We start from the raw sequence: 23891 nt of genomic DNA, 5'->3' as shown, positions 1-23891 counted from the left end.
TTGCGGGAAGCTTCCGATATCCCGTAGGTATGCCGTAAACATAGTGTGAATCGGTCTTTGTGTTTCAGAAGCCAATGGAGCCTCCCGTGCGCCAGCGTTATTTAGCCTTGCTCAGTGTGTTTGCCAGCCTCCCCGCGATGGCGCTCACGTACCAGACACGTCTGGAGAACATTGAGTGGACGGTCGCCGGCGACAAGTTCGAATGTCGCCTGAGCCAGCCGATCACCGATTTCGGCTCGGGCGAGTTCGTGCGCAAGGCGGGCGAGCAGGCGATCTTCCGTCTGAATGCCTACAACGCCATGCTTGGCGGCGGTTCGGCGACTCTGCTGGCCGCGGCCGCGCCATGGCAGCCGGGGCGTGGCGACATCAACCTGGGCAATGTCAGGCTTGGCAGTGGCAACGTATTGTTCAGCAGTTCGCAGTCCCAGGCCGGCGGTCTGATCAGCGGTCTGCTCGACGGTCGCAGTCCGGTCGTGCGTCGTGCTTCAGGCGATGGCCGCGTGTCGGAAGTACGTTTATTGCCGGTGAAATTCAGCAAGGCGTTTAACGACTATCAGTCCTGCGTGGCGAAATTGCTGCCGCAGAATTTCGAGCAGATCAAGCAGTCGCAAATCGGCTTCCCCGGCGAAGGCGTTGATCTGGACGCCGCCGCGAAGGCCAAGCTGCAGGTGATGCTTGAGTTCATGAAGGCTGATCCGACGGTCAATCACATCGAACTCGATGGCCATTCCGACAACAGCGGCAATCGCCTGACCAACCGCGAACTGTCACGCCGTCGGGCGCTGGCGGTGGTCGACTTCTTCAAGGCCAACGGCATTCAGGAATCGCAGATCACCGTGCGTTTCCATGGCGAGCAATACCCGATTGTGCCGAACAGCAATGCGGCCAATCGCGCGAAGAACCGCCGGGTCAATGTCAAACTGGCGCGCGTGGCTCCGGTCACCGCTCCGGCGCCGCAAGCGAGCACCCCAGCCAGCACTGCAGCGACTTCCTGACCCGCCGGTCATCGTCGCGCTCTCGACAGATTCTGTCGCTTTGTCGTCTTAAGCTGTCGCGCCTCTGTAAATTATCGCGTTTGAGCGGTAGACTCCTCGGCTTTCCGTAGAACCCCGTGGAGTGATGGCATGGCGGACGTAAACAAGGTCGTTCTGGCGTATTCCGGCGGCCTGGACACTTCGGTGATCCTCAAGTGGCTGCAGGATACTTATAACTGTGAAGTGGTGACCTTCACCGCTGATCTCGGTCAAGGCGAAGAGGTCGAGCCGGCCCGCGCCAAGGCTCAGGCCATGGGCGTCAAAGAAATCTACATCGACGATCTGCGCGAAGAGTTCGTGCGTGATTTCGTGTTCCCGATGTTCCGCGCCAACACCGTTTACGAAGGTGAGTACCTGCTGGGTACTTCCATCGCACGTCCGCTGATCGCTAAGCGCCTGATCGAAATCGCCAACGAAACCGGCGCTGACGCCATTTCCCATGGCGCGACTGGCAAGGGCAACGATCAGGTGCGTTTCGAGCTGGGTGCCTACGCACTCAAGCCTGGCGTAAAAGTGATTGCCCCTTGGCGTGAGTGGGACTTGCTGTCCCGCGAGAAGCTGATGGACTACGCCGAGAAGCATGCGATCCCGATCGAGCGTCACGGCAAGAAGAAGTCCCCGTACTCGATGGACGCCAACCTGCTGCACATCTCCTATGAAGGCGGCGTGCTGGAAGACACCTGGACCGAGCACGAAGAAGACATGTGGAAATGGACCGTCTCCCCGGAGAACGCTCCTGACAAAGCACAATACCTTGAACTGACTTACCGTAACGGCGACATCGTTGCCTTGGACGGCGTCGAAATGACCCCGGCTACCGTGCTGGCGACGCTGAACAAGATCGGTGGCGCTCACGGTATCGGCCGTCTCGACATCGTCGAAAACCGTTACGTCGGCATGAAGTCCCGTGGCTGCTACGAAACCCCGGGTGGCACCATCATGCTGCGCGCTCACCGCGCCATCGAATCGATCACCCTGGACCGCGAAGTCGCTCACCTCAAAGACGAGCTGATGCCGAAATACGCCAGCCTGATCTACACCGGTTACTGGTGGAGCCCAGAGCGTCTGATGCTGCAGCAGATGATCGACGCTTCGCAGGTCAACGTGAACGGCGTTGTGCGCCTGAAGTTGTACAAAGGCAACGTGATCGTCACTGGCCGCAAGTCCGACGATTCGCTGTTCGATTCCAACATCGCGACCTTCGAAGAAGACGGCGGTGCTTACAACCAGGCCGACGCGGCGGGCTTCATCAAGCTCAACGCGCTGCGCATGCGTATTGCTGCCAACAAGGGCCGCAAGCTGTTCTGATCCCTTCAGACGCGCAATAAAAACAACGCCCTTATCACTCTGGCAAGGGCGTTGTTGTTCAAAAGTCTTCACTTGGCGAATCTTTCTCGTGCAGTGTCTTGCGCCAATGCTGGCGTGTCTTTCTTGCAAGCTTTACACCCGCCGGTCAATGTCCTCTCAGCGTTGTCGCCACCTGCGTGCTCGCGTTGTACACCATGTAGATCGTGCTGCCTGCGGTCTTCCTGATGTGTTTGATGTGGCAGAGGATGACGGGCTTGAGTTGTGCATCTGATGTCGAGTCAGTGAGGAACAGAATAATGCGCGGCGAGTGTTTGCCGGGCAGTGGAAAGTCCTCCTTTAACTGCTCGAATTCACTCTGGGTGCTCATCAGGCGCACATCAATGACGGACAATGTGTTCGTTGATTTCGACAGTTGAATGCAGTACTCGACCCAAGGGGAGTTTACGCGGCACCCTGCCAGGGGAGGATCGGGTGAATTGTCTGCGCGCCGTTGGCGTCCGATGGGTTTGTTGTCCTCAAACGCTTTCAGGAAGTGGTCGTCCTTGTCGAAGTCAGAAGGGGCGTAGAGAGAGCGGTAGTTGAAGTTGAGTGTGATGAAGAAAAGAAGTAACAGGTAAAAAGGAAAACTGATAAGAAACCAGATGTAAATCTCCCGTTCGGCATTGTCCAGAAAAGGCAATGAAACCGCAGCCGAAGTCTCTGAGATAAAAGCGAATATGGCTATTACCGTCATCGGGTTGGATATTTTTCTTTTTATGTTCAGTATGTTTTTTCTTCTCATTGGGTGACGCTCCAGGTTGTTTTAAGTTGTCTGTTAGTTTGTTCCGGGTCTAACGGATGTTATTAGTGTCAGTGGCCGGTATCAAAAGCTATCTGCTGTCTTGAAGTTTCTTGTTGCATAGTTTTTGACGCGCCGTTGTTTTCGCGGCTTGCGACTTGCAGCTTGCAAACAGGCACCCGTTGGCCGCTGGCAGGAGAAGGATTCCATGGGTGTCAGACCGGATGTAGAGGAACGTCACCGGGTGAGAAAAATAACCGGCAAGCATCAAGTTCCGCTTGCCTGAACGTTTCAAATGCATTTTTTGTAGGAATAATCTTCATTGACTGTAGGGCACGTCTTTCGCTGCAAGTGCAAGGGAACTCCGTCATGCCACGGGCGATATGACTGAGCTAAGGTGCGGGTTCTAGAAATTCGAACAGCGAAATTGGACCTGCCCATGAATAAAGTGCTGATCGTGGATGATCACCCCGTCATTCGTCTTGCGGTACGTATGCTGATGGAGCGTCATGGCTACGAAGTCATCGCGGAAACCGATAATGGTGTGGATGCGTTGCAACTGGCGCGCGAACAAATGCCTGACATCGTGATACTGGATATCGGCATTCCCAAACTTGATGGCCTGGAAGTTATTGCACGATTAAGTTCAGTGGCCATGCCGATGAAAGTCCTGGTGTTGACGTCTCAGGCACCGGGGCACTTTTCCATGCGGTGCATGCAATCGGGCGCTGCGGGTTATGTTTGCAAACAGCAGGATTTGACGGAGTTGCTCAGTGCGATCAAGGCGGTATTGTCGGGCTATAGTTATTTCCCCAATCAGGCATTGCATACAGTGCGTACCAGTTTGGGCAATGCCAGCGAAGCCGATATGGTCGATCGCCTTTCCGGGCGAGAAATGATGGTCCTGCAACAATTGGCGCGGGGTAAAACCAACAAGGAAATCGCCGATGGCATGTTTCTGAGTAACAAGACTGTCAGCACCTACAAGACGCGCTTGTTGCTCAAGCTTAATGCGCGATCTCTGGTGGATCTGATTGAGTTGGCGCAGCGTAATGGGCTCGTCTGATCATTTCGCCGCACGACAGGATCATGGGCCGATCGGTTTCAGCGGGTAGCAGGCAAAAAAAAAGCCTCCGTTCGGGAGGCTTTCAAGTATCAGTCATCAAAATCGTAATCGGCCAATTGCTTCTGCAAACGGCGCTCCTCCAACATGTTATCAATAGTGCGGCGCTTGCTCAGATTGGTCTTGGCGACTTCGACCACAGGTTCGGCGTCATCAGTTTCTGCAGCGATATCGTCATCTATATCCAGTTGCTCTTTGTCGCTACTCATAAGCTGACTCCCGGCGAATAATGCCTTTGGCGCCCCTTATATCGACAATCCAGCGGCGGGTAAAAAAGATTTTTTCAATCGACGAATCGATAAACCTAATAGCCAGTCAATCGTCCGAGGTTTTGTCTTTGTACTCGCACAAATCTTCGATCCGACAGCTGCCGCAGCGTGGCTTGCGCGCCAGGCACACGTAGCGTCCGTGCAGAATCAGCCAGTGATGGGAATCGAGCAGGAATTCCTTGGGTACAAACTTCATCAGCTTTTTTTCAACTTCGACCACATTCTTGCCCGGGGCGATGCCGGTGCGGTTGCTGACGCGAAAAATGTGCGTGTCGACCGCCATGGTCAATTGACGAAATGCGGTGTTGAGCACCACGTTGGCAGTCTTGCGACCCACGCCGGGCAAGGCTTCCAGCTCTTCGCGCGTTTGTGGCACTTCACTGCCGTGGCGCTCGACCAGCAAGCGGCAGGTCTCGATGACGTTTTTCGCTTTGCTGTTATAGAGGCCGATGGTCTTGATGTATTCGGACAACCCTTCGACGCCCAAGGCATGAATCGCTGCCGGTGTATTGGCGACCGGGAACAGTTTCGCCGTGGCCTTGTTGACGCCGACATCGGTCGATTGCGCCGAGAGAATCACCGCAATCAGCAATTCGAAAGGCGAGGAATACGCCAGTTCAGTCTTCGGCTCGGGATTGTCTTCATGCAGTCTGCGAAAGATCTCAAGACGTTTTGCGGCATTCATGGGCGATGCGATTCCTTGGAAATTGAGTTCGAGCGGGTGCACGCCTCCCGGGCGGCAAGCAACAGCCCCAGCAGCAGGAATGCGCCGGGTACCAGGGTTACCAGAGGCAGACCGTCGCGGAATAAAATCAGACCGTGCCAGTGTTCTGACAATCCCCGGCCGAGAGTGCCGTGACCAATGAGTTCGCGCAGCACGGCGAGCAGCAACATCAAGCCGGCAGACCGTGCGCAAAACCTGCAGCGTTGTGCCAGCGGCTGGCGAAAGAAACCGCTGTGTTCCAGCACCACGCATTGCAGCGCGATCAATCCGCCATAAAGGCCGAAAGCCTGCTGCCATGGCAGAAACCAGCGTTGGGCAAGGAGGTCAGCGCAATCGGTTAACGTCGCCGCGAGCAACAGACTCGCCATCAAGGCTCTTGAGCCGTCCATGCGCGAACGCAGGGGGGCCATGCACAAACTGAAACCGCCAAGCACAACGGCAAACATCAGCATTGTCCCCAGCGCTGCGGCCAACGAATTCGTGGCCCCCAGCAGTAGCACCAGCATCATTGAGTTCGACAGGGCCGTTGACCGGTTCATGCGCCACTCCCCAGTAATTGCGCGCGATGCTGATCAAAGTAGCGCAAGGCATCGTGGATGGCATTGATCGCAGCGCGGGAGGTGATGGTGGCGCCGGCCATCTGATCGAACTGGCCCTGATCCTTTTTCAACGCCCAGCCTGCGTCTGGCGGATCGCCAATGCTTTTCCCGGAAAACATCTGCAGCCAACTGTTGGGCCAGTCGCCGATAGGCCCGCCCAATGAAGGCGTCTCGTTTTGCCTGAGGGTTTTCACTCCGAGCAGTTTGCCGTTGGCATCAATCGCGATCAGCAGTTCAAGTGGGCCGGCATAGCCCTGAGTTTCACTGCGCAGCAATATGGCCACCGTTTGCCCGGTCTTGGTCGCACGATAACCGCCGGTCAGCGTGCTGTGGGCAAGCGCAGGGTCGACCAACGCCAACGGCTGCGCCAAAGGTTGGTTGTCGTAGGCTTCTGCGGGGAGGACGTCGAGCAGTTTGCGGCTGTCGAGCAAGCGCTGTTGCGCGCTGATCTGCGGCGCATTGATGCGCTGTACAACATAGGTTGCACTGATACCGACGAGTGCCAGCAGCCCCAGCGTCACCAGTTGGGTTGCCCGATTCATGACTGCACCGATGGCTGGCGGCTGGCGGCAAAACGCTCCAGCGTCGGTACGCAGAGATTCATCAGCAGCACCGCAAACGCCACGCCGTCAGGGTAGCCGCCCCACGTGCGGATCAGGTAAGTCAGCAGCCCGACGCCGACGCCAAACAACAGGCGGGCGAAAGCACTTCTGGCGCCCGAGACCGGTTCGGTAATGATGAAGAACGCGCCCAGCATGGTTGCACCGCTGAGCAGATGAAACAGCGGTGAACCATGCGAGTCCGATCCCGAACCGTTCCAGCACAGCAGGCTGACCACAAACAGACTGGCGAGCATGCCGACCGGTGCATGCCAGGCGATCACGCGGCGCTGCAGCAAAAACAGCCCGCCGCCGAGAAACGCCAGGTTTACCCATTCCACCCCGCGACCGCCGAAATGCCCGAACGCCGAATGACTGGCGAACAGTTCATCCATGGTCAGGCTTTTGTTGATGCGCAGACTGTCCAGTGCAGTGGCCTGCACCCAGGCGTCCGGCGCCTGACCGATATTGAACACTTGTTGAACCGCTGCCGAAAGATCCAGGCCGTGCGCCGGCCAATGGGTCATCGGTTGCGGGAACATCACCATGGCCAAGGCAAAACCAAGCATCGCCGGATTGAACGGATTTTTGCCGACACCGCCGTACAAATGCTTGCCGAACAGCAGGCCTGCAGCCACCGCCGTCGCTGTCAGCCACCACGGGCAATAGGGCGGCAACGCGGCGGCGAGCAATGTTGCGCTGACGATCGCGCTGCCATCACTCAGCGTCGGCTGTAAGGGTTGGCGGCGCAATCGAGTGACAATCACCTCGACGGTCATAGCCGTGGCAACGGCCAGCACCAGGTTGATCAATACGCCCCAACCGTACCACCAGAACATCACCAGCAGCCCCGGCAGCAGGGCAAGCAGCACAAGCTTCATCGCTTGTCGCAGGCGATCGTCGGGTGCCTCAAGGGGCGACATGGTCTTGCACCTGGCGCTCGGCGTTTTGCAGGCGGGCGCGGGCCTTGTCGAGGATGTCGTCGGGCGTGTCGGCGCGGCGTTCGAGTTTGTTGAGGTCGGCGCGGGCGTAGGCCAATTCGGTTTTCAACTGGCGAAGCTGGTTGTCGATCGGGCGTTTTTCGACGCGCACCAAGTCAGGCACTGGTTGATCGCTTGTGGCTTCGGCGTCGTGCAAAGCCTGCTCAGCATCGCGCAGTGCTTGTTCCAGTGCGGCGATCTGTTCAGGAGTGGCTTCGGCGGTTTGTGCCTTTTTCAATTCGGCACGGCGCATGGCCAACTGGATTTTTGCGCGTTTGAGGTCGGCATCTTTCGCCGGCGCGATCACTGTCGGGGCAGGTGGCGCAATGCTTTCGAGTTTCGCCAACGCCTGCTCGGCCGCTTCGAACTGTTGCTGGAGCACGATCAATTGCGACTGTTGCTCGAAGGTCGGCGGGTGGCCAAAAGCTTTCAGCGACTTGTGCAGCTGTGCACGGCTCATCGCCACATCGATCTTGGCTTTCTTCAGGGCGGCATCGGCCGTCGCGGCTTTTTGCGCACGCACGCGTTCCAGCGCTGCCTGCACCGGATCGCTTGTAGTCGCCTCTGGCTGCGCAGTGCGTTTGGCGCGGGCTTCACGCTCGGCCTGCTTTTGCTGTTCTTCGCGCAGCAATCGATCATTGCGTCGCTCGAATCGCAGCCGCGCGTGATCGCGTTTGGCTGCTCGCGCGCGCTGATCTTCCAGGCTGAAGGCCAGGCCACCGACCACCGGCAATGTGTTCAAGGGCAAAGGATGCATTTCAATGCAATCGACGGGGCACGGCGCGACGCACAGGTCGCAACCGGTGCACTCATCGATGATCACCGTGTGCATCAATTTCGCCGCGCCGACGATGGCGTCGATCGGGCAGGCCTGAATGCACTTGGTGCAGCCGATGCATTCGGCTTCGCGGATATAGGCGACCTGCGGCGGCGCCGAACCGCGACTGATATCGAGCTCCAGCACTGGCACTTTCAACAGCTCGGCCAACGCTGCGATGGTTTCGTCGCCACCGGGCGGGCATTTGTTGATCGGCTCGCCGTCGGCGATGCCTTCAGCGTACGGTTTGCATCCGGGGTGGCCGCACTTGCCGCATTGGGTCTGCGGCAGGAGGGCGTCGATGCGTTGAATCAGACTCATGTTTTGATCAGTCCACTGAATCCGAGAAAAATCACTGCGATCAATCCGGCGCCGATCAGGTCGATCGGCAAGCCACGAAAGGGCAGGGGAATGTCATTGTCGGCCGTGCGCTCACGCAAATCGCAGAACAGGCTCAGCACCAGCCAGAAACCCAGCCCGGCGCCAAGGCTCAGCGCTGTCGCGTGGAGCAGGCCTTGATCGTTTTGCGCATTGATCAAGGCCAGTCCAAGCACACCGGCATTGCCCAACAACAGCGGCCATAACCCTTCGAAATGCAGATTCGGCAACCCGCGCGCCAACAGTTTCAACAGCGGCGCGATCAGCAAGACGCTCAACGGCAGAAACACCAACAGGCGCAGTGCCTCAAGTTGCAGCGGCACCAGTAAAAAGTGCCAGATCGCATAACCGATGACTCCAACGATCGACATCAGGCACAACGTTGCCAGCCCCAACGCATGCACCTGCCGGCGACTTCCCGCCAACAGCGGATCGACGCCCAGCGGCCAGTGCAACACGAAGTTGTTGAGCAGCGCAGCACTGATGAGCGTAAGCACAAGTTCGGTCATGGTTTTGCCAGCGAAACGGGCGGCTGTCTCTTAAGGTTAGGCATTATCCGGCCAGATATGAAAAATCCCACAGGCATGCCGGGCACGCTTGTGGGATCGATTCACTGCCAAGTGTTACTTGATGCGTTGACCCGGCTTGGCGCCGCTGTCCGGGCTCAGCAGGTAGATCTCTTCACCGCCAGGGCCGGCTGCCATCACCATGCCTTCGGAGATACCGAACTTCATTTTCCGTGGCTTGAGGTTGGCAATCATCATGGTCAGGCGACCGTCGAGCTTGGACGGATCCGGATAAGCGCTTTTGATCCCCGAGAACACGTTGCGTTGCTCGTCACCGATGTCCAGTGTCAGGCGCAGCAGCTTGTCGGCACCTTCCACGTGTTCGGCTTTGACGATCAGCGCGACGCGCAGGTCGATCGCGGCGAAAGCATCGAAGTCGATTTCCGCCGACAGCGGATCCTTGGCCAGTTCGCCATTGCCGGCCGGGGCAGCGGCGCCGGTGTCGGTCTGGCTGGCGGTGAGGTCTTCTTTCGAGGCGTCGCTCATGGCTTGCACTTTTACCGGGTCGATGCGGGTCATCAACGGCTTGAATTCGTTGAGCTGGTGGTTGGCCAGCAGGGTGGTGTGGTCGTTCCAGGTCAGCGGGGCGACGTTGAGGAACGCCTCGGCATCGGCGGCCAGCAGCGGCAGCACCGGTTTGAGGAAGATCACCAGTTGGCGGAACAGGTTGATGGCGGTGGCGCAAATCGCCTGCACTTCATCCTGTTTGCCTTCCTGCTTGTTCAACGACCATGGGGCCTTGTCGGCGATCCAGGCGTTGGCGCGGTCGGCCAGGGCCATGGTTTCACGCATGGCGCGGGCGAAGTCGCGGGCTTCGTAGGCGTCAGCAATGCCTGGTGCAGCGGCGAGGAAAGCCTCGGTCAGCTCCGGTGCGGCATTGTTGTCGACCAGCAGGCCGCCGTTGCCCTTCTGAATGAAACCGGCGCAACGGCTGGCGATGTTGACCACTTTGCCGACCAGGTCGGAGTTGACCTTCTGCACGAAGTCTTCGAGGTTCAGGTCAAGGTCATCGACGCCACGGCCCAGTTTGGCCGCGTAGTAGTAGCGCAGGTATTCCGGCGACAGGTGATCGAGGTACGTACGGGCCTTGATGAACGTGCCACGCGACTTGGACATCTTCTGGCCGTTGACGGTCAGGTAGCCGTGTACGTTGATGCCGGTCGGCTTGCGGTAGCCCGCGCCTTCGAGCATCGCCGGCCAGAACAGCGCGTGGAAGTTGACGATGTCCTTGCCGATGAAGTGGTACAGCTCGGCGGTGGAATCCTTGGCCCAGAACGCGTCGAAATCCAGATCCGGCGTGCGCTCGCAAAGATTCTTGAAGCTGGCCATGTAGCCGATCGGCGCGTCCAGCCACACGTAGAAATACTTGCCCGGCTCGCCCGGAATCTCGAAACCGAAGTACGGCGCATCGCGGGAGATGTCCCACTGTTGCAGGCCGGCGTCCAGCCATTCGGCGATCTTGTTGGCGACCGCGTCCTGCAGGGTGCCGCTACGGGTCCAGGCTTGCAGCATTTCCTGGAAGTCCGGCAGTTTGAAGAAGAAGTGCTGGGAATCCTTGAGCACCGGGGTGGCGCCAGAGATCGCCGACTTCGGATCCTTCAGATCAGTCGGGGCGTAGGTCGCGCCGCATTTTTCGCAGTTGTCGCCGTACTGGTCTTCAGTGCCGCATTTCGGGCAGGTGCCCTTGATGAAGCGGTCGGCCAGGAACATTTTCTTTTCCGGGTCGAAATACTGGGTGATCGAGCGTTGGGCGATGTGCCCGGCGTCACGCAGCTTGATGTAGATCTGGCTCGACAGCTCACGGTTTTCTTCGGCGTGAGTGGAGTGGAAGTTGTCGAAATCAACCAGGAACTCGGCAAAGTCGGCGCTGTGTTCAGCCTGCACGTTGGCGATCAGTTGTTCCGGGGTGATGCCTTCTTTTTCCGCGCGCAGCATGATCGCCGAACCGTGGGCGTCGTCGGCGCAGACGTAGATGCATTGATTGCCGCGATGCTTCTGGAAGCGCACCCACATATCGGTCTGGATATATTCCAGCATATGGCCAAGGTGAATCGAACCGTTGGCGTAGGGCAGGGCGCTGGTGACGAGGATCTTGCGTGGTTCGGACATGTGGGGCTTCGCTACTTGATGAAACGGAGGTCGGCCACTATAAAGCGCTGGCGCATATTTTTCACCCCTGCGCCGCTGGGTACTTTGAGTACATTTGTGGCGAGGGGATTTATCCCCGATGGGTGGCGAAGCCACCCCAAAACCAGACAACTCGGTAAATCAGGCATACCGTGTTCAATGATTTCACGACTGCTGCGCAGCCGGTCGGGGATAAATCCCCTCACCACAATGGTTTTCCAGCTCAACTGAGTGTGTTTGGCTATAAATCTCCTGAACTCAAATGAATCAGCACGGTACGATACCCGCCATCTTTTCCCAGTCTTGTTATCGGAGTTGCCCATGAGCGCCGTCACTCGCGCAGCGGTGGAAGCCGTCCTCAGCCAATACACCGACCCTTACCTGAACCAGGACCCGGTCAGCGCCGGATGCGTGAAGAACATCGAAATCGTCGGTGATCGCGTCAATGTGCAGCTGGAACTCGGTTACGCCGCCGGTCTGTTCAAGAGTGGCTGGGCGCAATTGCTGCAACTGGCCATCGAAAACCTCGACGGCGTGGTGATGGCCAAGGTTGAAGTCAACAGCGTGATCGCCGCGCACAAGGCCCAGGCGCAGATCCCGGGGCTGGCCAACGTCAAGAACGTGGTTGTCGTGGCCTCGGGCAAGGGCGGTGTGGGCAAGTCGACCACCGCCGCCAACCTCGCCCTGGCGCTGGCCCGTGAAGGCGCCAAGGTCGGCATTCTCGACGCCGATATCTACGGCCCGAGCCAAGGCATCATGTTCGGTATCCCCGAACGCACCCGCCCTGAGGTCAAGGATCAGAAGTGGTTTGTGCCGCTCAAGGCCCATGGCGTCGAAGTGATGTCGATGGCGTTCCTGACTGACGACAACACGCCGATGGTCTGGCGCGGGCCGATGGTCTCCGGCGCGCTGCTGCAACTGGTCACGCAAACCGCGTGGGGCGACCTGGATTATCTGGTCATCGACATGCCGCCAGGCACCGGCGATATCCAGCTGACCTTGGCGCAGAAAGTCCCGGTGGCGGGCGCTGTGATCGTCACCACGCCACAGGATCTGGCCCTGCTCGACGCGCGCAAAGGCGTGGAAATGTTCCGCAAGGTCAACATTCCAGTGCTGGGCGTGGTGGAAAACATGGCCGTGCATATCTGCTCGAACTGCGGGCATGCCGAGCATCTGTTCGGTGAGGGTGGTGGTGAGAAGCTGGCGACCCAGTACGGTGTCGAACTGCTGGCTTCGCTGCCATTGTCGATGCTGATCCGCGAGCAGGCCGATGGCGGCAAACCAACGGTGATCGCCGAGCCGGACAGCCAGATTGCCATGGTTTATCAGGAACTGGCCCGCCACGTTGGCGCGCGGATCGTGTTGCAGGAAGCGGCAACGCCGGCGATGCCGAACATCACCATCAGCGACGATTAATCGAAAAAGATCGCAGCCTTCGGCAGCCCTACAGAAATCCCATGTAGGAGCTGCCGCAGGCTGCGATCTTTTGATCTTGCTTCAGATACGCAAGCCGCCATCCATCTCCAGAATCCGGCCAGTGTAATAGTCGTTCTCGAAGATATACGCCGCCGAATGCGCAATCTCTTCCGGCTTGCCCATACGCTTGAGCGGAATCCCCGAGGTCATCTTCTCCAGCGCTTCCGGCTTCATGCCCAGGGTCATCTCGGTTTCGATGAAGCCCGGCGCAATCCCCGCCACGCGAATCCCGTAACGCGCCAGTTCCTTGGCCCAGGTCACCGTCGCCGCTGCCACGCCAGCCTTGGCCGCCGAATAGTTGGTCTGGCCAACGTTGCCCGCCCGCGAAATCGACGAAATGTTGATGATCGCGCCAGTGTTCTTCAGCTCGACCATTTTCGCCGCCACCTCACGGGTGCAGAGGAACACGCCGGTCAGGTTGACGTCGATCACCGCCTGCCACTGTGCCAGGCTCATCTTGGTCATTTCTCCGTCCTTGACCTTCAACAGCAGGCCATCACGGAGGATCCCGGCGTTGTTGATCAGGCCGTGAATCGCACCGAAATCGGCGGCAACCTGAGCGACCATGTGCTCGACCTGTTCTTCATTGGCCACGTTGCACAGGTAGCTGCGCGCCTCGACGCCCTTGGCCTTGCAAGCGGCCACCGCGTCGTCGAGTTTTTCCTGATTGAGGTCGACCAGCGCGAGTTTCGCGCCTTTGCCGGCGAAATACTCGGCCATGGAGCGGCCCAAACCCTGGCAACCGCCAGTGATAATGATTACTTTGTCGTTGAGTTGCATTCGCATGCCCCGATAGCAGGTCTGAGTAGTTTTTATTGTCAGCGACTCCCGATCTGCACCGGCCTGGGCGCGATTGCACATGAGAATTGCCCGATGGCGTGACAGGGACTTTATCCCCGACGCCTGTCCGTTTTTTCGACGGATTCTATTTAAGGAGTCATAAATTGAGCGTTGAAGTGGCGAAGAATGCCCGAGAATTGCTTCTCAAGGAATACCGCGGAGTGCTGTCGACGCACTCCAAATCGATGCCCGGTTTTCCCTTTGGCTCCGTGGTGCCGTACTGCCTGGACGAGCAGGGCCGCCCGCTGATCCTGATCAGCCGCATCGCCCAGCACACCCACAACCTGCAGAAAGATCCGAAATGCTCGCTGTTGGTGGGTGAGCGTGAAGCCGACGACGTGCAAGCCGTTGGTCGCCTGACCTATCTCGCCGAAGCGCAAAAGCTTGAAGACGCCGCGGCCATCGAAGCGGCTGCCGAGCGTTACTACCGCTATTTCCCTGACTCGCAGAATTACCACAAGGCCCACGATTTCGATTTCTGGGTGCTGACGCCGGTGCGGCATCGCTACATCGGCGGGTTCGGCGCGATTCACTGGGTCGATCAACTGACCCTGGCCAACCCGTTCGCCGGCAAGGCTGAGATCAGCATGGTCGAGCACATGAACAGCGACCACGGCAAAGCCATCGCGCATTACGTCGATCTTGCCGGTCTGCCGAAAACCGTGCCGGCGCAACTGGCTGGTATCGACACCGAAGGCATGCACCTGCGCATCGGTCAGGCGCTGTATTGGCTGCCGTTCCCAACGCCTTGTAATACGCCGACACAAGTGCGCGAAGCCTTGGTTTCTCTGGCTCACGCCGAGGTCTGGCCAAAAAATGAGATGGCTGGTGCTTGAATTCACGAAAGGGCGACGTCATCTAAGGCTTACTGCAAGGCATTTCTTGCGTTGAGGAAACTTTGATGCGCCCTTTTCTGTTGCTCTTTCTGCTGTTTCCGGTGCTGGAGCTGTTCGTATTCGTCAAAGTGGCAGGGTCTATCGGGTTTTTCCCGGCCCTGCTGCTGATCATTGTCGGCTCGATGTTCGGCGTGTTCGTACTGCGCGTCGCCGGTCTGGCCACGGCCCTGCGCGCCCGTGAAAGCCTGAATCGCGGCGAACTGCCCGCGCAAACCATGCTCGAAGGCCTGATGCTGGCATTGGCCGGTGGCCTGTTGATCCTGCCGGGCTTCATCAGCGACGTGGTCGGTCTGGTGATGCTGCTGCCACTCAGCCGCCGGTTGCTGGCAAACAAAATGCGCCAGCGTGCCGAAGACCAGGCCATGCGCCAACGCGCATTCGCCGACGACCTGCAACCCCGTGGCGGTCCTGCGCCGCGCGAGCCTCTGGGCCGCGAGGGTGATGTCATCGAAGGCGAGTTCGAACACCGCGACACCAAGTAACGGCTATATCGACACGGCACCTTCGGGTGCCGCGTTCATTTGTGGGCTGCTTTTATGACGAGCCTCGGTGAAATTTTTTTAGCCTCGCCCTTGTAATAAGCTTATGCGCCCTTATGTATCGGTCACCGAAAGGTTTCTGGCATTTGCGCCAGTCAGTCTTCCGCGTCTCGCTCGACGAGGCGCAACCGGCGAAGGCCGGATTTGTTAAACCCGCCGGGAATACACCGGCCGATGAAAACCACAATTAGGAGAGATCGACAATGAAGCTTCGTCCTCTGCATGACCGCGTCGTAATCCGTCGCAGCGAAGAAGAAAAGAAAACCGCTGGCGGTATCGTCCTGCCAGGTTCGGCTGCTGAAAAAGCCAACCACGGTGTGATCGTCGCTGCAGGCCCAGGCAAGACTCTGGAAAACGGTGAAGTGCGTGCGCTGGCCGTTAAAGTCGGTGACAAGGTTGTGTTCGGTCCTTACTCCGGCAGCAACACAGTGAAAGTCGACGGCGAAGACCTGCTGGTAATGGCTGAGAACGAGATTCTCGCTGTACTGGAAGGCTGATTTCCCCGCTCATTTTCCCGCTACTACAAAGTATTTAAGGAATATCGATCATGGCTGCTAAAGAAGTTCTGTTTGGCGATTCCGCCCGTAAAAAAATGCTCAAGGGCGTCAACGTCCTGGCTGACGCAGTAAAAGCGACCCTGGGCCCGAAAGGCCGTAACGTGATCATCGAGAAGAGCTTCGGCGCTCCGACCATCACCAAGGACGGCGTTTCCGTCGCTAAAGAAATCGAACTCGAAGACCGTTTCGAAAACATGGGCGCGCAGCTGGTCAAAGACGTTGCCTCCCGTGCCAACGATGACGCTGGTGACGGTACTACTACCGCTACCGTTCTGGCTCAGTCGATCGTCAACGAAGGCCTGAAAGCCGTCGCTGCCGGCATGAACCCGATGGATCTGAAGCGCGGTATCGACAAAGCGACCATCGCTATCGTCAAAGAGCTGAAGAACCTGTCCAAGCCTTGCGCTGATACCAAGGCAATCGCTCAGGTAGGTACCATCTCGGCCAACTCCGACAACTCCATCGGCGACATCATTGCCGAAGCCATGGAAAAAGTCGGTAAAGAAGGCGTGATCACCGTTGAAGAAGGCACTGGCCTGGAAAACGAACTGTCGGTTGTAGAAGGCATGCAGTTCGACCGTGGCTACCTGTCCCCGTACTTCGTCAACAAGCCGGAAACCATGGTTGCCGAACTGGACAACCCACTGGTCCTGCTGGTCGACAAAAAGATCTCGAACATCCGCGAAATGCTGCCAGTGCTGGAAGCCGTTGCCAAAGCTGGCCGTCCACTGCTGATCGTTTCCGAAGACGTTGAAGGCGAAGCCCTGGCGACTCTGGTTGTGAACAACATGCGTGGCATCGTCAAAGTCGCAGCCGTCAAGGCGCCAGGCTTCGGCGACCGTCGCAAGGCCATGCTGCAGGACATCGCTGTTCTGACCGGCGGTACCGTTATCTCCGAAGAGATCGGCCTGAGCCTGGAAGCAGCCACCCTGGAAAACCTGGGCAGCGCCAAGCGCGTGACCATCTCCAAGGAAAACACCATCATCGTTGACGGTGCTGGCGTTGCTGGCGACATCGAATCGCGTATCGCTCAGATCCGCGCTCAGGTTGCCGAAACTTCCTCGGACTACGACCGTGAAAAACTGCAAGAGCGTCTGGCCAAGCTGTCCGGCGGCGTTGCAGTAATCAAGGTTGGCGCTGGTTCCGAAGTAGAAATGAAAGAGAAGAAAGCCCGCGTTGAAGACGCCCTGCACGCAACCCGTGCAGCCGTTGAAGAAGGCGTGGTACCTGGCGGTGGCGTTGCGCTGATCCGCGCTCTGCAAACCCTGAACGACCTGAAAGGCGACAACGCTGATCAGGACGTCGGTATCGCTGTTCTGCGTCGCGCTGTTGAAGCTCCGCTGCGTCAGATCGCTGCCAACAGCGGTGACGAGCCAAGCGTTGTGGTCAACGAAGTCAAGAACGGCACCGGTAACTTCGGTTACAACGCTGCGACTGGCGAATACGGCGACATGATCGAAATGGGCATCCTGGATCCAACCAAGGTGACTCGTTCCGCTCTGCAAGCGGCATCGTCGATCGGCGGTCTGATCCTGACCACCGAAGCTGCAGTAGCTGACGCGCCGAAGAAAGACGGCGGCGCTGGCGGCGGCATGCCAGACATGGGCGGCATGGGTGGCATGGGCGGCATGATGTAAGCCAGCCTTACCCCCGTAACGCAAAACCCCGCTGACGCGAGTCAGCGGGGTTTTTTATTGCCTTCGATTTGGTGTGGCTTCAGACCGAGGTGCGACCATCGCTGGCAAGCCAGCTCCCACAGGGATTTGTAAGGTTCACACAATATGTATTTCACCTTGGACTCTGTGGGAGCTGGCTTGCCAGCGATGGCGTCAGATCAGGCGCGGACGGGTTGTGCTCTGACGACAGCCTCAGCCTTCACCGCCGGGCGATACAGCACCCAGTAATACGACCCCAGACAAATCAGCCAGCAGAAAATCGCCGTCCACACGTTGTGCGAAAAGAAATGCGCGCCCTGCATCATCCGGCTGATCGAAAACACCGAACCCAGCGCAAAGGCAAAGATAAACGCCTGCTTGGCCAAACGCGGACGACGATCACGCAGTACAAAGAACAACGCAAACAAGGTAAACCCCGTAGCGGCATGCCCACCCGGCCAGCAACGCCCAGGCTTGTTGGTCTGCGGACGATGTTCCATCAACTTGCTGTAAGTCTCATGGCCGCCAAATTGCTCAAGGCTCCACGGGCATTGCACCGCCGTCACCGCTTTCATCGGCGTAACGAACGAAGTCGCCAGCCCCAGCGACAACACCAGACAGCCCAATTCGCGCTTGAACGGTTTCAACCGCTCAACGAAAAACGCGGCAATAAAGCCAATCACCGCAAACACCGAAAACGCGATCACCACCTCTTTGGCGCGGTCGTGGAGGATATTTTCGAGGAAGTAACTGTGCCGCCCGATAAAGTCGCCGGCGGTAGGGTCATAAAACAGCTGGGCCAGATTCATGTCCAGATCGGTCAGCTCCAGCAAAACCAGAGCGATTGCCGCTACGGCAGGTATCCCCAGGCATATCCACCAGTTCAGCGGGCGAGGGGTGGGACGTACAACGTTTGATGACATGACGGATCCTGAACAAAAGAAAACGCCCCGGAACATCAGCCCGGGGCGGTTCGATTAACGTTCGCTGACTTGCGGAGCACCCTCCTTGGGTGCTTTCCAGCCAAGCAGCTGTTGCTTGAAGCCATAACTGGCGGATTGGTAATAGGTGATCGCGCGGCTGATCAGCGGGTCATCGCTGGTCGCTCGGGATTCGCGGCTTTCGGTCAGCGCATCATCATGCCGACGCAGGCCCTGACGCGGACTGAGGATCGCCAGATCCTTGCCGTCGAACAGGCCCAGATGCTGATAGTTACCGACCACCACGCGCGGTGGCAGCGGATTTTCCTGCAACAAATTGCGACCGAAGAACGTCGACTGATAGTCCATGTTCAGCAAACCGAGCAGTGTCGGCGCAAGGTCGATCTGACTGGCCAGCTGGCTACTCTCGCGCGGCTCGATCATCTTAGGCGCATAGATGAACAGCGGAATCTGGTAGTTGGCGATCGGCAAGTCTTCTTTACCTGCGCTGCCCGCCGTGTGGTCGGCGATGAAGATGAAGATCGTGTTGTCGAACCACGGTTTCTGCCGCGCCTGCTCAAGGAACTGGCCGATCGCATAGTCGGTGTACTTCACCGCGCCATCGCGACCGTTGCCGGATTTGATGTCGATTCGATTGTCCGGATAGGTATAAGGACGATGGTTAGAGGTGGTCATCAATTGCAACAGGAATGGCTGTTGCTTGGCGTAGTCCGCGTCGGCCAGTTTCAGGGTCTGTTTGTACAGGTCCTCGTCGGCCATGCCCCAGGCGTTCTTGAAGTGAATGTCGGCCTCATCGACGCTGCTCTGGTCGACTACGCGATAACCATTGCCGCTGAAAAACGCGTTCATGTTGTCGAAGTAACCGCGTCCGCCGTAAACGAACACGCTGTCGTAACCCACCGCACTCAGTTGCTGGCCAAGGCTGGCGAAGCCGCTTTCACGGCCGATGCGCTTGACGATTGAACGGCCCGGTGTCGGTGGAATGGCCAGAGTGATGGCTTCCAGGCCGCGGTCGGTACGGGTGCCAGTGGCGTAGAAATTGTTGAAGTACAGGCTCTGTTTGCGCAAGGCATCGAGGTTCGGCGTCAGGTTACGCTCGTCACCATTGCTGCCTAGATACTTGGCGCTGAGGCTTTCGATGGTCACCAGCACGATGTTCGGCGTGCGCGCAGTGCCGGGGTTGTCAATCATTCGGCGGATATCCTGCGGATCCTGGCCGATGAAACGGGCGTTGGGTTCGCTCAGTTCGGCGCGAATCTGCCGGGCGACCACGTCAGGCGTGTGGCTGCTGTAAAACTGCGTGTAATCCAGCTCGTTGTTACGGAATGCGGCGAAGAACTGGTACGGGCCATTGCTCGCCAATTCGTTCTGGTAGGCATTGCCACCTTGCGCGCGCGGGGCGTCCTGGCTGAGCAGTTGCAGGCTCAGGCCGGCGACCACCAGCAAAGCCAATGCGTTGAGCAAACGTCCACGCAACGGTGGCAGCGGAGCGTCCAGCGCAGCCTTGAACGGCTTGCGCAGAGCAAAACTGATGGCGACGGCCAACAGCGCCAAAATACTCAGCAACGTGCCGATCGGGTACGACTCCAAGACGTTGTTCAGCACTTCATCGGAATACACCAGGTAGTCGACGGCGATGAAGTTGAAGCGCACGCCAAATTCGTCCCAGAACAGCCATTCGGCCACTGAAACGAACAGCATGGCGAACAGGCTGACGGTGAACAGGCCTTGCAGAAACCAGCGATGGCCGCGACGACGCCATAACGCCGGCGGGCACAGCAACAAGTACAGGCCCATCGGCAGTGCTGCATACGCCAGAAAGCCAAGGTCGTAAAGCAGACCGATGCCGAATACCGAAAAGGCTCCGCCACCGGCCTCATCCAGATGAGCCAGCAGGAGGACAGCGCGAGTCGCGGAAAAGATCACCAGCCAGGCACCGGTGATCAGCAGCAGAAGGCGCAGGGGCGCCATCTTCAAAGAGTCCATTGTCTACATTCCTTATATCTAATGGCGCGAGAGTGTCGCGTTGTCACTGTAGTCAGGTTGTGAACCGATAGTGAAAATCTTGTTAACCCGCAAATTTGGTTGAGAGCGTCGATTTCAGTGGTTTTCAGCCTAGCCCTGAGGCTGAGTTGGCCGTAAGCTGCGCGGGCCAAGACGGCCATTACTGTGTACGGAAGAGGTGCCCATGCGAATCCTGGTGGTCGAAGACAACCGCGACATCCTCGCCAATCTGGCCGATTATCTGGGCCTCAAAGGCTATACCGTCGACTGCGCGCAGGACGGTCTGTCGGGCCTGCATCTGGCGGCAACCGAACATTACGACCTGATCATTCTCGACATCATGTTGCCGGGGATTGACGGCTACACGCTGTGCAAGCGCCTACGCGAAGATGCCCGCCGCGACACCCCGGTGATCATGCTCACCGCCCGCGATCAACTCGATGATCGTTTGCAGGGTTTCAAGTCCGGTGCCGACGATTACTTGATCAAGCCGTTTGCCTTGTCCGAGCTGGCCGCGCGCGTCGAAGCGGTGATGCGCCGGGCTCAGGGCGGCGGACGCCGGGCGTTGCAGGTTGGCGACCTGAGTTACGACCTCGATACGCTGGAAGTGACCCGCGAAGGCAAACTGCTGAAACTCAACCCGGTTGGCCTCAAGCTGCTGGCAGTGTTGATGCAGAAGAGCCCGCACGTGTTGCGTCGCGAAGTGCTCGAAGAAGCGCTGTGGGGCGATGATTGCCCGGACAGTGACAGCCTGCGCAGCCACGTTCACCAGTTGCGTCAGGTGATCGACAAGCCGTTCGCCAAGCCACTGCTGCATACCGTGCACGGCGTGGGTTACCGCCTGGCCGATGCGTAATGGAGTTTAGACAGAGCCTTTCTCAACGGATCATCATCGCTTTCGCGCTGATGAGCGCACTGGTGGCCGGCGCCTTCGCCATGGGCATCGTTGCGACGGTGCATCTGGTCGAGGAGAAACTGATTTCCGCCGGGCTGGGCGGCGATTTGCAGCGTTTGCTGCTGATGGACAACGTCTCGGACTGGAGCCATCGTCCCGAGCCGGATCAGTTGTTCTATTTCAGTGGCGGCCCGGGCGATTTCGAGTTGCCGAAAGATCTGCGCCATCTGGATTCCGGCTTCCACGAAGTCTTCCGCGAACAATTGTCGTATCACGCGATGGTCGAGATCGTCGACGGTCGTCGCTATGTACTGCTGCAGGATCAAAGCGATTTCGAAGAGCGTGAGCGCGTGCTGTTTGCCGTGGTGCTGGTGGGCTTCGTGCTCAGTCTGGCGCTGGCGGTATTCCTCGGCTGGGTGCTGGCGCGCAAAGTGATGGCGCCGGTGGTGCGTCTTGCGCGGCAAGTGCGCCATCGCGACCAGTTGCTTGGACTGGCGCCTCCACTGGCCCCGGATTACGCTGCTGATGAAGTCGGTGAGTTGGCGGTGGCCTTCGATGCCACGCTGGGACGTTTGCGTCAGGCACTGACCCGCGAGCGCTTGTTTACCAGTGACGTCAGCCACGAATTGCGCACGCCGCTGATGGTGCTGGCGAGTTCGTGTGAGCTGTTGCTGGAAAACCCGGCGATCGATCAGCGCGGCCGTTCTCAGGTCGAGCGCATTGCCCGGGCCAGTGAGGAAATGCGCGAACTGGTGCAGACCTTCCTGATGCTCGCCCGTGCTCAGCGTGAAGACGCCGGCATGGCGCCGCAACACACTCTCGCTCAGGTCGCCGATAACCTGCTGTGCGTATGGCGCGAGCCCATCAAAAGCAAAGGGCTGAAGCTGCAGTTCGAACCTGGCAACCCGCCGGACACCTGTTACAACGCCACCTTGCTGACAGCGGTGATGGGCAATCTCCTGCGCAATGCCTGCCACTACACCGAACAGGGCTTCATTCGCCTGACGCTCAACGCTAACGGTTTTGTCGTCGAGGATTCGGGCGTCGGAATTCCCGAAGAAAAACGCGAGGCAATGTTCCAGCCGTTTGTGCGCGGCACCGAAAACCGTGGCGAAGGCCTGGGCCTTGGATTGTCACTGGTCCAGCGCATCTGCGAGAACCAGGGCTGGACGGTGAACCTGAGCACCATGGAGCCCAATGGCTGTCGTTTTGAGGTTGATCTGGGCAAAGTCTGACACGCAGTGGTGGCATCCAGCCACTCCCGCCAACCTGTCTAAATCCTGTATAACCTTGAAATAGTTTGTAGGTTTACCGGACATTTTTTTCACAAATGGATGACCTGACGCTGACACGCCCCTGCTTAAGGTGGGGGCATCAGTAATTCAGGAGTCCTGGTGATGGCCGGTCCGATCAAGCTCGATTTTTCCGAAAAGTACGACGACACGCATGCGCAGAAATATCTGCAAAAGCATCAAGCCAATCTCGGTCGTCGCTTGTCTCACTGGCGTGATGAACAACTGGCACGCAAGGCGCTGACATTGGCCGGTGAGCCGGGGCTGGTGCTGGATTTGCCGTGTGGTGCGGGTCGTTTCTGGCCACTGCTGGCGGAAAAACCGAACCGGGTGATCATCGGCGCGGACAACTCCGAGTCGATGATCAAGACCGCGATGCAGGCGCAACCGGCCGATGTGGTGAAACGGGTACAACCCTTGCACACCTCTGCGTTCGACATTGCCTTGCCTGATAACGCCGTCGACAGCATTTTCTGCATGCGTTTGCTCCATCACATCGGTGAAGCCGAGCATCGACGGGCCATTCTGCGTGAATTTGAGCGCGTCACCCGTGACAGCGTGATCATTTCGCTGTGGGTGGATGGCAATTTCAAGGCCTGGAAACGCAAGAAGGCCGAGGCCAAGCGTGGGCAGGAAGGTTACCAGAACCGTTTTGTGTTACCGGCTGTTACGGTTGAAAAAGAATTTGAAGAAGCAGGGTTCCGCATTCAGGAACAACTGGATTTCATCCCGCTCTATGCCATGTGGCGGGTTTACGTATTACGCAAGAGGTAGTGGGATGGCAGTGCAATTTGCAGCAGAAACGGACGTCGCTCCGCAGGATCGCTTTGACTATTACTGGAACCAGCAGGGTGAGTGGGTCGAAGAGCCCAACGTCCGCCGTGGTGGCGAAAGTGGTGTGCAACGAGTCATCGGACGTGACGGGCAACTGCTGTATGCCAAACGCCAGACTGGACACATTTACCGCAGCTGGCTGCACCCGTTTGGCCGCCCGACGGTATTGCGTGAGCTCGACGCGCTGACCGGCGTGAGCAAACTGGGAGTGCGCGTGCCGGAAATCGTTTTCTGTGGCGCGCAGCCTGACCCGCAATACAAGTGGCGTGCGCTGCTGGTGACCAAGTCGCTGGACGGTTTTGACGAACTGGAAAAGTGGGAAGCGGCGGGTGGTCGTGCGCAATACGGCGAAGCCGTTTACGAGCGCGTACTCAAAGACCTCGCCGAAAACCTTGCGCGTATGCACAAGGGCCGTTGGCAGCACAGCTGCATCTATATCAAACACGTCTTTGTACGGGTGACGGGCGAGGGCGAATCGGCCAAGGTCGAAGTGGCATTGATCGATCTGGAAAAGTGCCGCCAACGTCTGACCGCCCATCGCGCCGCCGCCCATGACATGAAGCAATTGCGCCGCCATTCGTCGTTCAACGATACGGACTGGAAAAAACTCGTCTACTTTTATGAGACGGCGTTTGGCAGCGCTATCAAAGGTTTATAGCG

General features: G+C 58.2%; 24 protein-coding genes. 12 read left to right on the top strand and 12 right to left on the bottom strand.

Annotated elements, in window-relative coordinates:
• The first annotated feature begins 86 nt into the window (after positions 1 to 86).
• Positions 87 to 995 carry an OmpA family protein gene (locus EJA70_RS23290; protein ID WP_158833807.1) on the top strand — a complete coding sequence of 303 codons (909 nt, stop codon included), beginning with the start codon at positions 87 to 89 and terminating at the stop codon, positions 993 to 995.
• Between the two features lie 129 nt (positions 996 to 1124).
• Positions 1125 to 2342 carry an argininosuccinate synthase gene (locus tag EJA70_RS23285; RefSeq protein ID WP_007916658.1) on the top strand — a complete coding sequence of 406 codons (1218 nt, stop codon included), beginning with the start codon at positions 1125 to 1127 and terminating at the stop codon, positions 2340 to 2342.
• A 145-nt stretch (positions 2343 to 2487) separates the two neighbouring features.
• On the opposite strand, the gene EJA70_RS23280 is transcribed toward EJA70_RS23285, so the two are convergent.
• The gene (locus EJA70_RS23280) at positions 2488 to 3123 is read right to left on the bottom strand and encodes a hypothetical protein (RefSeq protein WP_158833805.1); all 636 of its coding nucleotides are present in this window, start codon (positions 3121 to 3123) and stop codon (positions 2488 to 2490) included.
• A gap of 436 nt (positions 3124 to 3559) precedes the next feature.
• Here EJA70_RS23280 and EJA70_RS23275 point away from each other — a divergent pair, with 436 nt between their 5' ends.
• Entirely contained in the window at positions 3560 to 4186 is a 627-nt protein-coding gene (locus tag EJA70_RS23275; protein WP_053123410.1) for a response regulator transcription factor, read from the top strand.
• Between the two features lie 89 nt (positions 4187 to 4275).
• Here the strand turns inward: EJA70_RS23275 and EJA70_RS30875 are convergent, their stop codons facing one another.
• From EJA70_RS30875 to metG, 8 genes are all read right to left on the bottom strand, one after another.
• Positions 4276 to 4452, bottom strand: coding sequence for a PA3496 family putative envelope integrity protein (locus EJA70_RS30875; protein WP_008079412.1), 177 nt, complete (start codon positions 4450 to 4452; stop codon positions 4276 to 4278).
• Between the two features lie 106 nt (positions 4453 to 4558).
• Complete coding sequence (gene nth, locus EJA70_RS23270) at positions 4559 to 5197, bottom strand: endonuclease III (RefSeq protein WP_008079405.1); 639 nt, start codon at positions 5195 to 5197, stop codon at positions 4559 to 4561.
• Positions 5194 to 5775 (bottom strand): Rnf-Nqr domain containing protein, encoded by a 582-nt coding sequence (locus EJA70_RS23265; protein ID WP_158833802.1) that lies wholly within the window; start codon positions 5773 to 5775, stop codon positions 5194 to 5196. The genes nth and EJA70_RS23265 overlap by 4 nt, the downstream gene beginning before the upstream one ends.
• Positions 5772 to 6377, bottom strand: coding sequence for an RnfABCDGE type electron transport complex subunit G (locus EJA70_RS23260; protein WP_158833800.1), 606 nt, complete (start codon positions 6375 to 6377; stop codon positions 5772 to 5774). The genes EJA70_RS23265 and EJA70_RS23260 overlap by 4 nt, the downstream gene beginning before the upstream one ends.
• The gene (locus EJA70_RS23255) at positions 6374 to 7357 is read right to left on the bottom strand and encodes an RnfABCDGE type electron transport complex subunit D (RefSeq protein WP_158833798.1); all 984 of its coding nucleotides are present in this window, start codon (positions 7355 to 7357) and stop codon (positions 6374 to 6376) included. The genes EJA70_RS23260 and EJA70_RS23255 overlap by 4 nt, the downstream gene beginning before the upstream one ends.
• Positions 7344 to 8552 carry an electron transport complex subunit RsxB gene (gene rsxB, locus EJA70_RS23250; protein ID WP_158833796.1) on the bottom strand — a complete coding sequence of 403 codons (1209 nt, stop codon included), beginning with the start codon at positions 8550 to 8552 and terminating at the stop codon, positions 7344 to 7346. The genes EJA70_RS23255 and rsxB overlap by 14 nt, the downstream gene beginning before the upstream one ends.
• Entirely contained in the window at positions 8549 to 9118 is a 570-nt protein-coding gene (locus tag EJA70_RS23245) for an electron transport complex protein RnfA (protein WP_158833794.1), read from the bottom strand. Before EJA70_RS23245 ends, rsxB begins: the two co-directional genes overlap by 4 nt.
• A 114-nt stretch (positions 9119 to 9232) precedes the next feature.
• Positions 9233 to 11284, bottom strand: a complete 2052-nt coding sequence (gene metG, locus EJA70_RS23240; RefSeq protein WP_158833792.1) for a methionine--tRNA ligase — start codon at positions 11282 to 11284, stop codon at positions 9233 to 9235.
• 339 nt (positions 11285 to 11623) lie between these two features.
• On the opposite strand from metG, the gene apbC reads away from it, so the two are divergent.
• Positions 11624 to 12718, top strand: coding sequence for an iron-sulfur cluster carrier protein ApbC (gene apbC, locus EJA70_RS23235; RefSeq protein ID WP_158833790.1), 1095 nt, complete (start codon positions 11624 to 11626; stop codon positions 12716 to 12718).
• Positions 12719 to 12799: 81 nt separating this feature from the next.
• On the opposite strand, the gene EJA70_RS23230 is transcribed toward apbC, so the two are convergent.
• The gene (locus EJA70_RS23230; protein WP_016986667.1) at positions 12800 to 13558 is read right to left on the bottom strand and encodes an SDR family oxidoreductase; all 759 of its coding nucleotides are present in this window, start codon (positions 13556 to 13558) and stop codon (positions 12800 to 12802) included.
• 164 nt (positions 13559 to 13722) lie between these two features.
• Here EJA70_RS23230 and EJA70_RS23225 point away from each other — a divergent pair, with 164 nt between their 5' ends.
• The 4 genes from EJA70_RS23225 to groL all read left to right on the top strand — a co-directional run bounded on the left by EJA70_RS23225 (position 13723) and on the right by groL (position 17247).
• Positions 13723 to 14454 (top strand): HugZ family protein, encoded by a 732-nt coding sequence (locus tag EJA70_RS23225; RefSeq protein WP_158833788.1) that lies wholly within the window; start codon positions 13723 to 13725, stop codon positions 14452 to 14454.
• A 65-nt stretch (positions 14455 to 14519) separates the two neighbouring features.
• Positions 14520 to 14996, top strand: a complete 477-nt coding sequence (locus tag EJA70_RS23220; RefSeq protein WP_158833785.1) for an FxsA family protein — start codon at positions 14520 to 14522, stop codon at positions 14994 to 14996.
• 260 nt (positions 14997 to 15256) lie between these two features.
• The gene (locus EJA70_RS23215; protein WP_003227685.1) at positions 15257 to 15550 is read left to right on the top strand and encodes a co-chaperone GroES; all 294 of its coding nucleotides are present in this window, start codon (positions 15257 to 15259) and stop codon (positions 15548 to 15550) included.
• 50 nt (positions 15551 to 15600) lie between these two features.
• Entirely contained in the window at positions 15601 to 17247 is a 1647-nt protein-coding gene (gene groL / locus EJA70_RS23210) for a chaperonin GroEL (protein WP_008079375.1), read from the top strand.
• 197 nt (positions 17248 to 17444) lie between these two features.
• Here groL and EJA70_RS23205 read toward each other — a convergent pair whose 3' ends face one another.
• Both EJA70_RS23205 and EJA70_RS23200 read right to left on the bottom strand, forming a co-directional pair.
• On the bottom strand, positions 17445 to 18188 hold the full coding sequence (locus EJA70_RS23205; protein WP_158833783.1) for a phosphatase PAP2 family protein: 744 nt from the start codon (positions 18186 to 18188) through the stop codon (positions 17445 to 17447).
• A gap of 54 nt (positions 18189 to 18242) precedes the next feature.
• Positions 18243 to 20192 (bottom strand): LTA synthase family protein, encoded by a 1950-nt coding sequence (locus EJA70_RS23200; protein WP_158833781.1) that lies wholly within the window; start codon positions 20190 to 20192, stop codon positions 18243 to 18245.
• 202 nt (positions 20193 to 20394) lie between these two features.
• On the opposite strand from EJA70_RS23200, the gene colR reads away from it, so the two are divergent.
• From colR to EJA70_RS23180, 4 genes are all read left to right on the top strand, one after another.
• A complete protein-coding gene (colR, locus tag EJA70_RS23195) occupies positions 20395 to 21066 on the top strand; it encodes a two-component system response regulator ColR (RefSeq protein ID WP_158833779.1) in 672 nt (223 codons plus the stop codon).
• Positions 21066 to 22340, top strand: a complete 1275-nt coding sequence (locus EJA70_RS23190) for a HAMP domain-containing sensor histidine kinase (RefSeq protein ID WP_158833777.1) — start codon at positions 21066 to 21068, stop codon at positions 22338 to 22340. Before colR ends, EJA70_RS23190 begins: the two co-directional genes overlap by 1 nt.
• A 162-nt stretch (positions 22341 to 22502) precedes the next feature.
• Positions 22503 to 23171 carry a class I SAM-dependent methyltransferase gene (locus EJA70_RS23185; RefSeq protein ID WP_008079371.1) on the top strand — a complete coding sequence of 223 codons (669 nt, stop codon included), beginning with the start codon at positions 22503 to 22505 and terminating at the stop codon, positions 23169 to 23171.
• Between the two features lie 4 nt (positions 23172 to 23175).
• Positions 23176 to 23889 (top strand): lipopolysaccharide kinase InaA family protein, encoded by a 714-nt coding sequence (locus tag EJA70_RS23180; RefSeq protein ID WP_158833775.1) that lies wholly within the window; start codon positions 23176 to 23178, stop codon positions 23887 to 23889.
• The last annotated feature ends 2 nt before the right edge of the window (positions 23890 to 23891 follow it).

The sequence above is a fragment of the Pseudomonas sp. PB103 genome (genome assembly GCF_009764635.1).
In the GTDB taxonomy this organism is placed as follows: Bacteria; Pseudomonadota; Gammaproteobacteria; order Pseudomonadales; family Pseudomonadaceae; genus Aquipseudomonas.
This window is presented reverse-complemented; position numbering and strand designations above follow the sequence as displayed.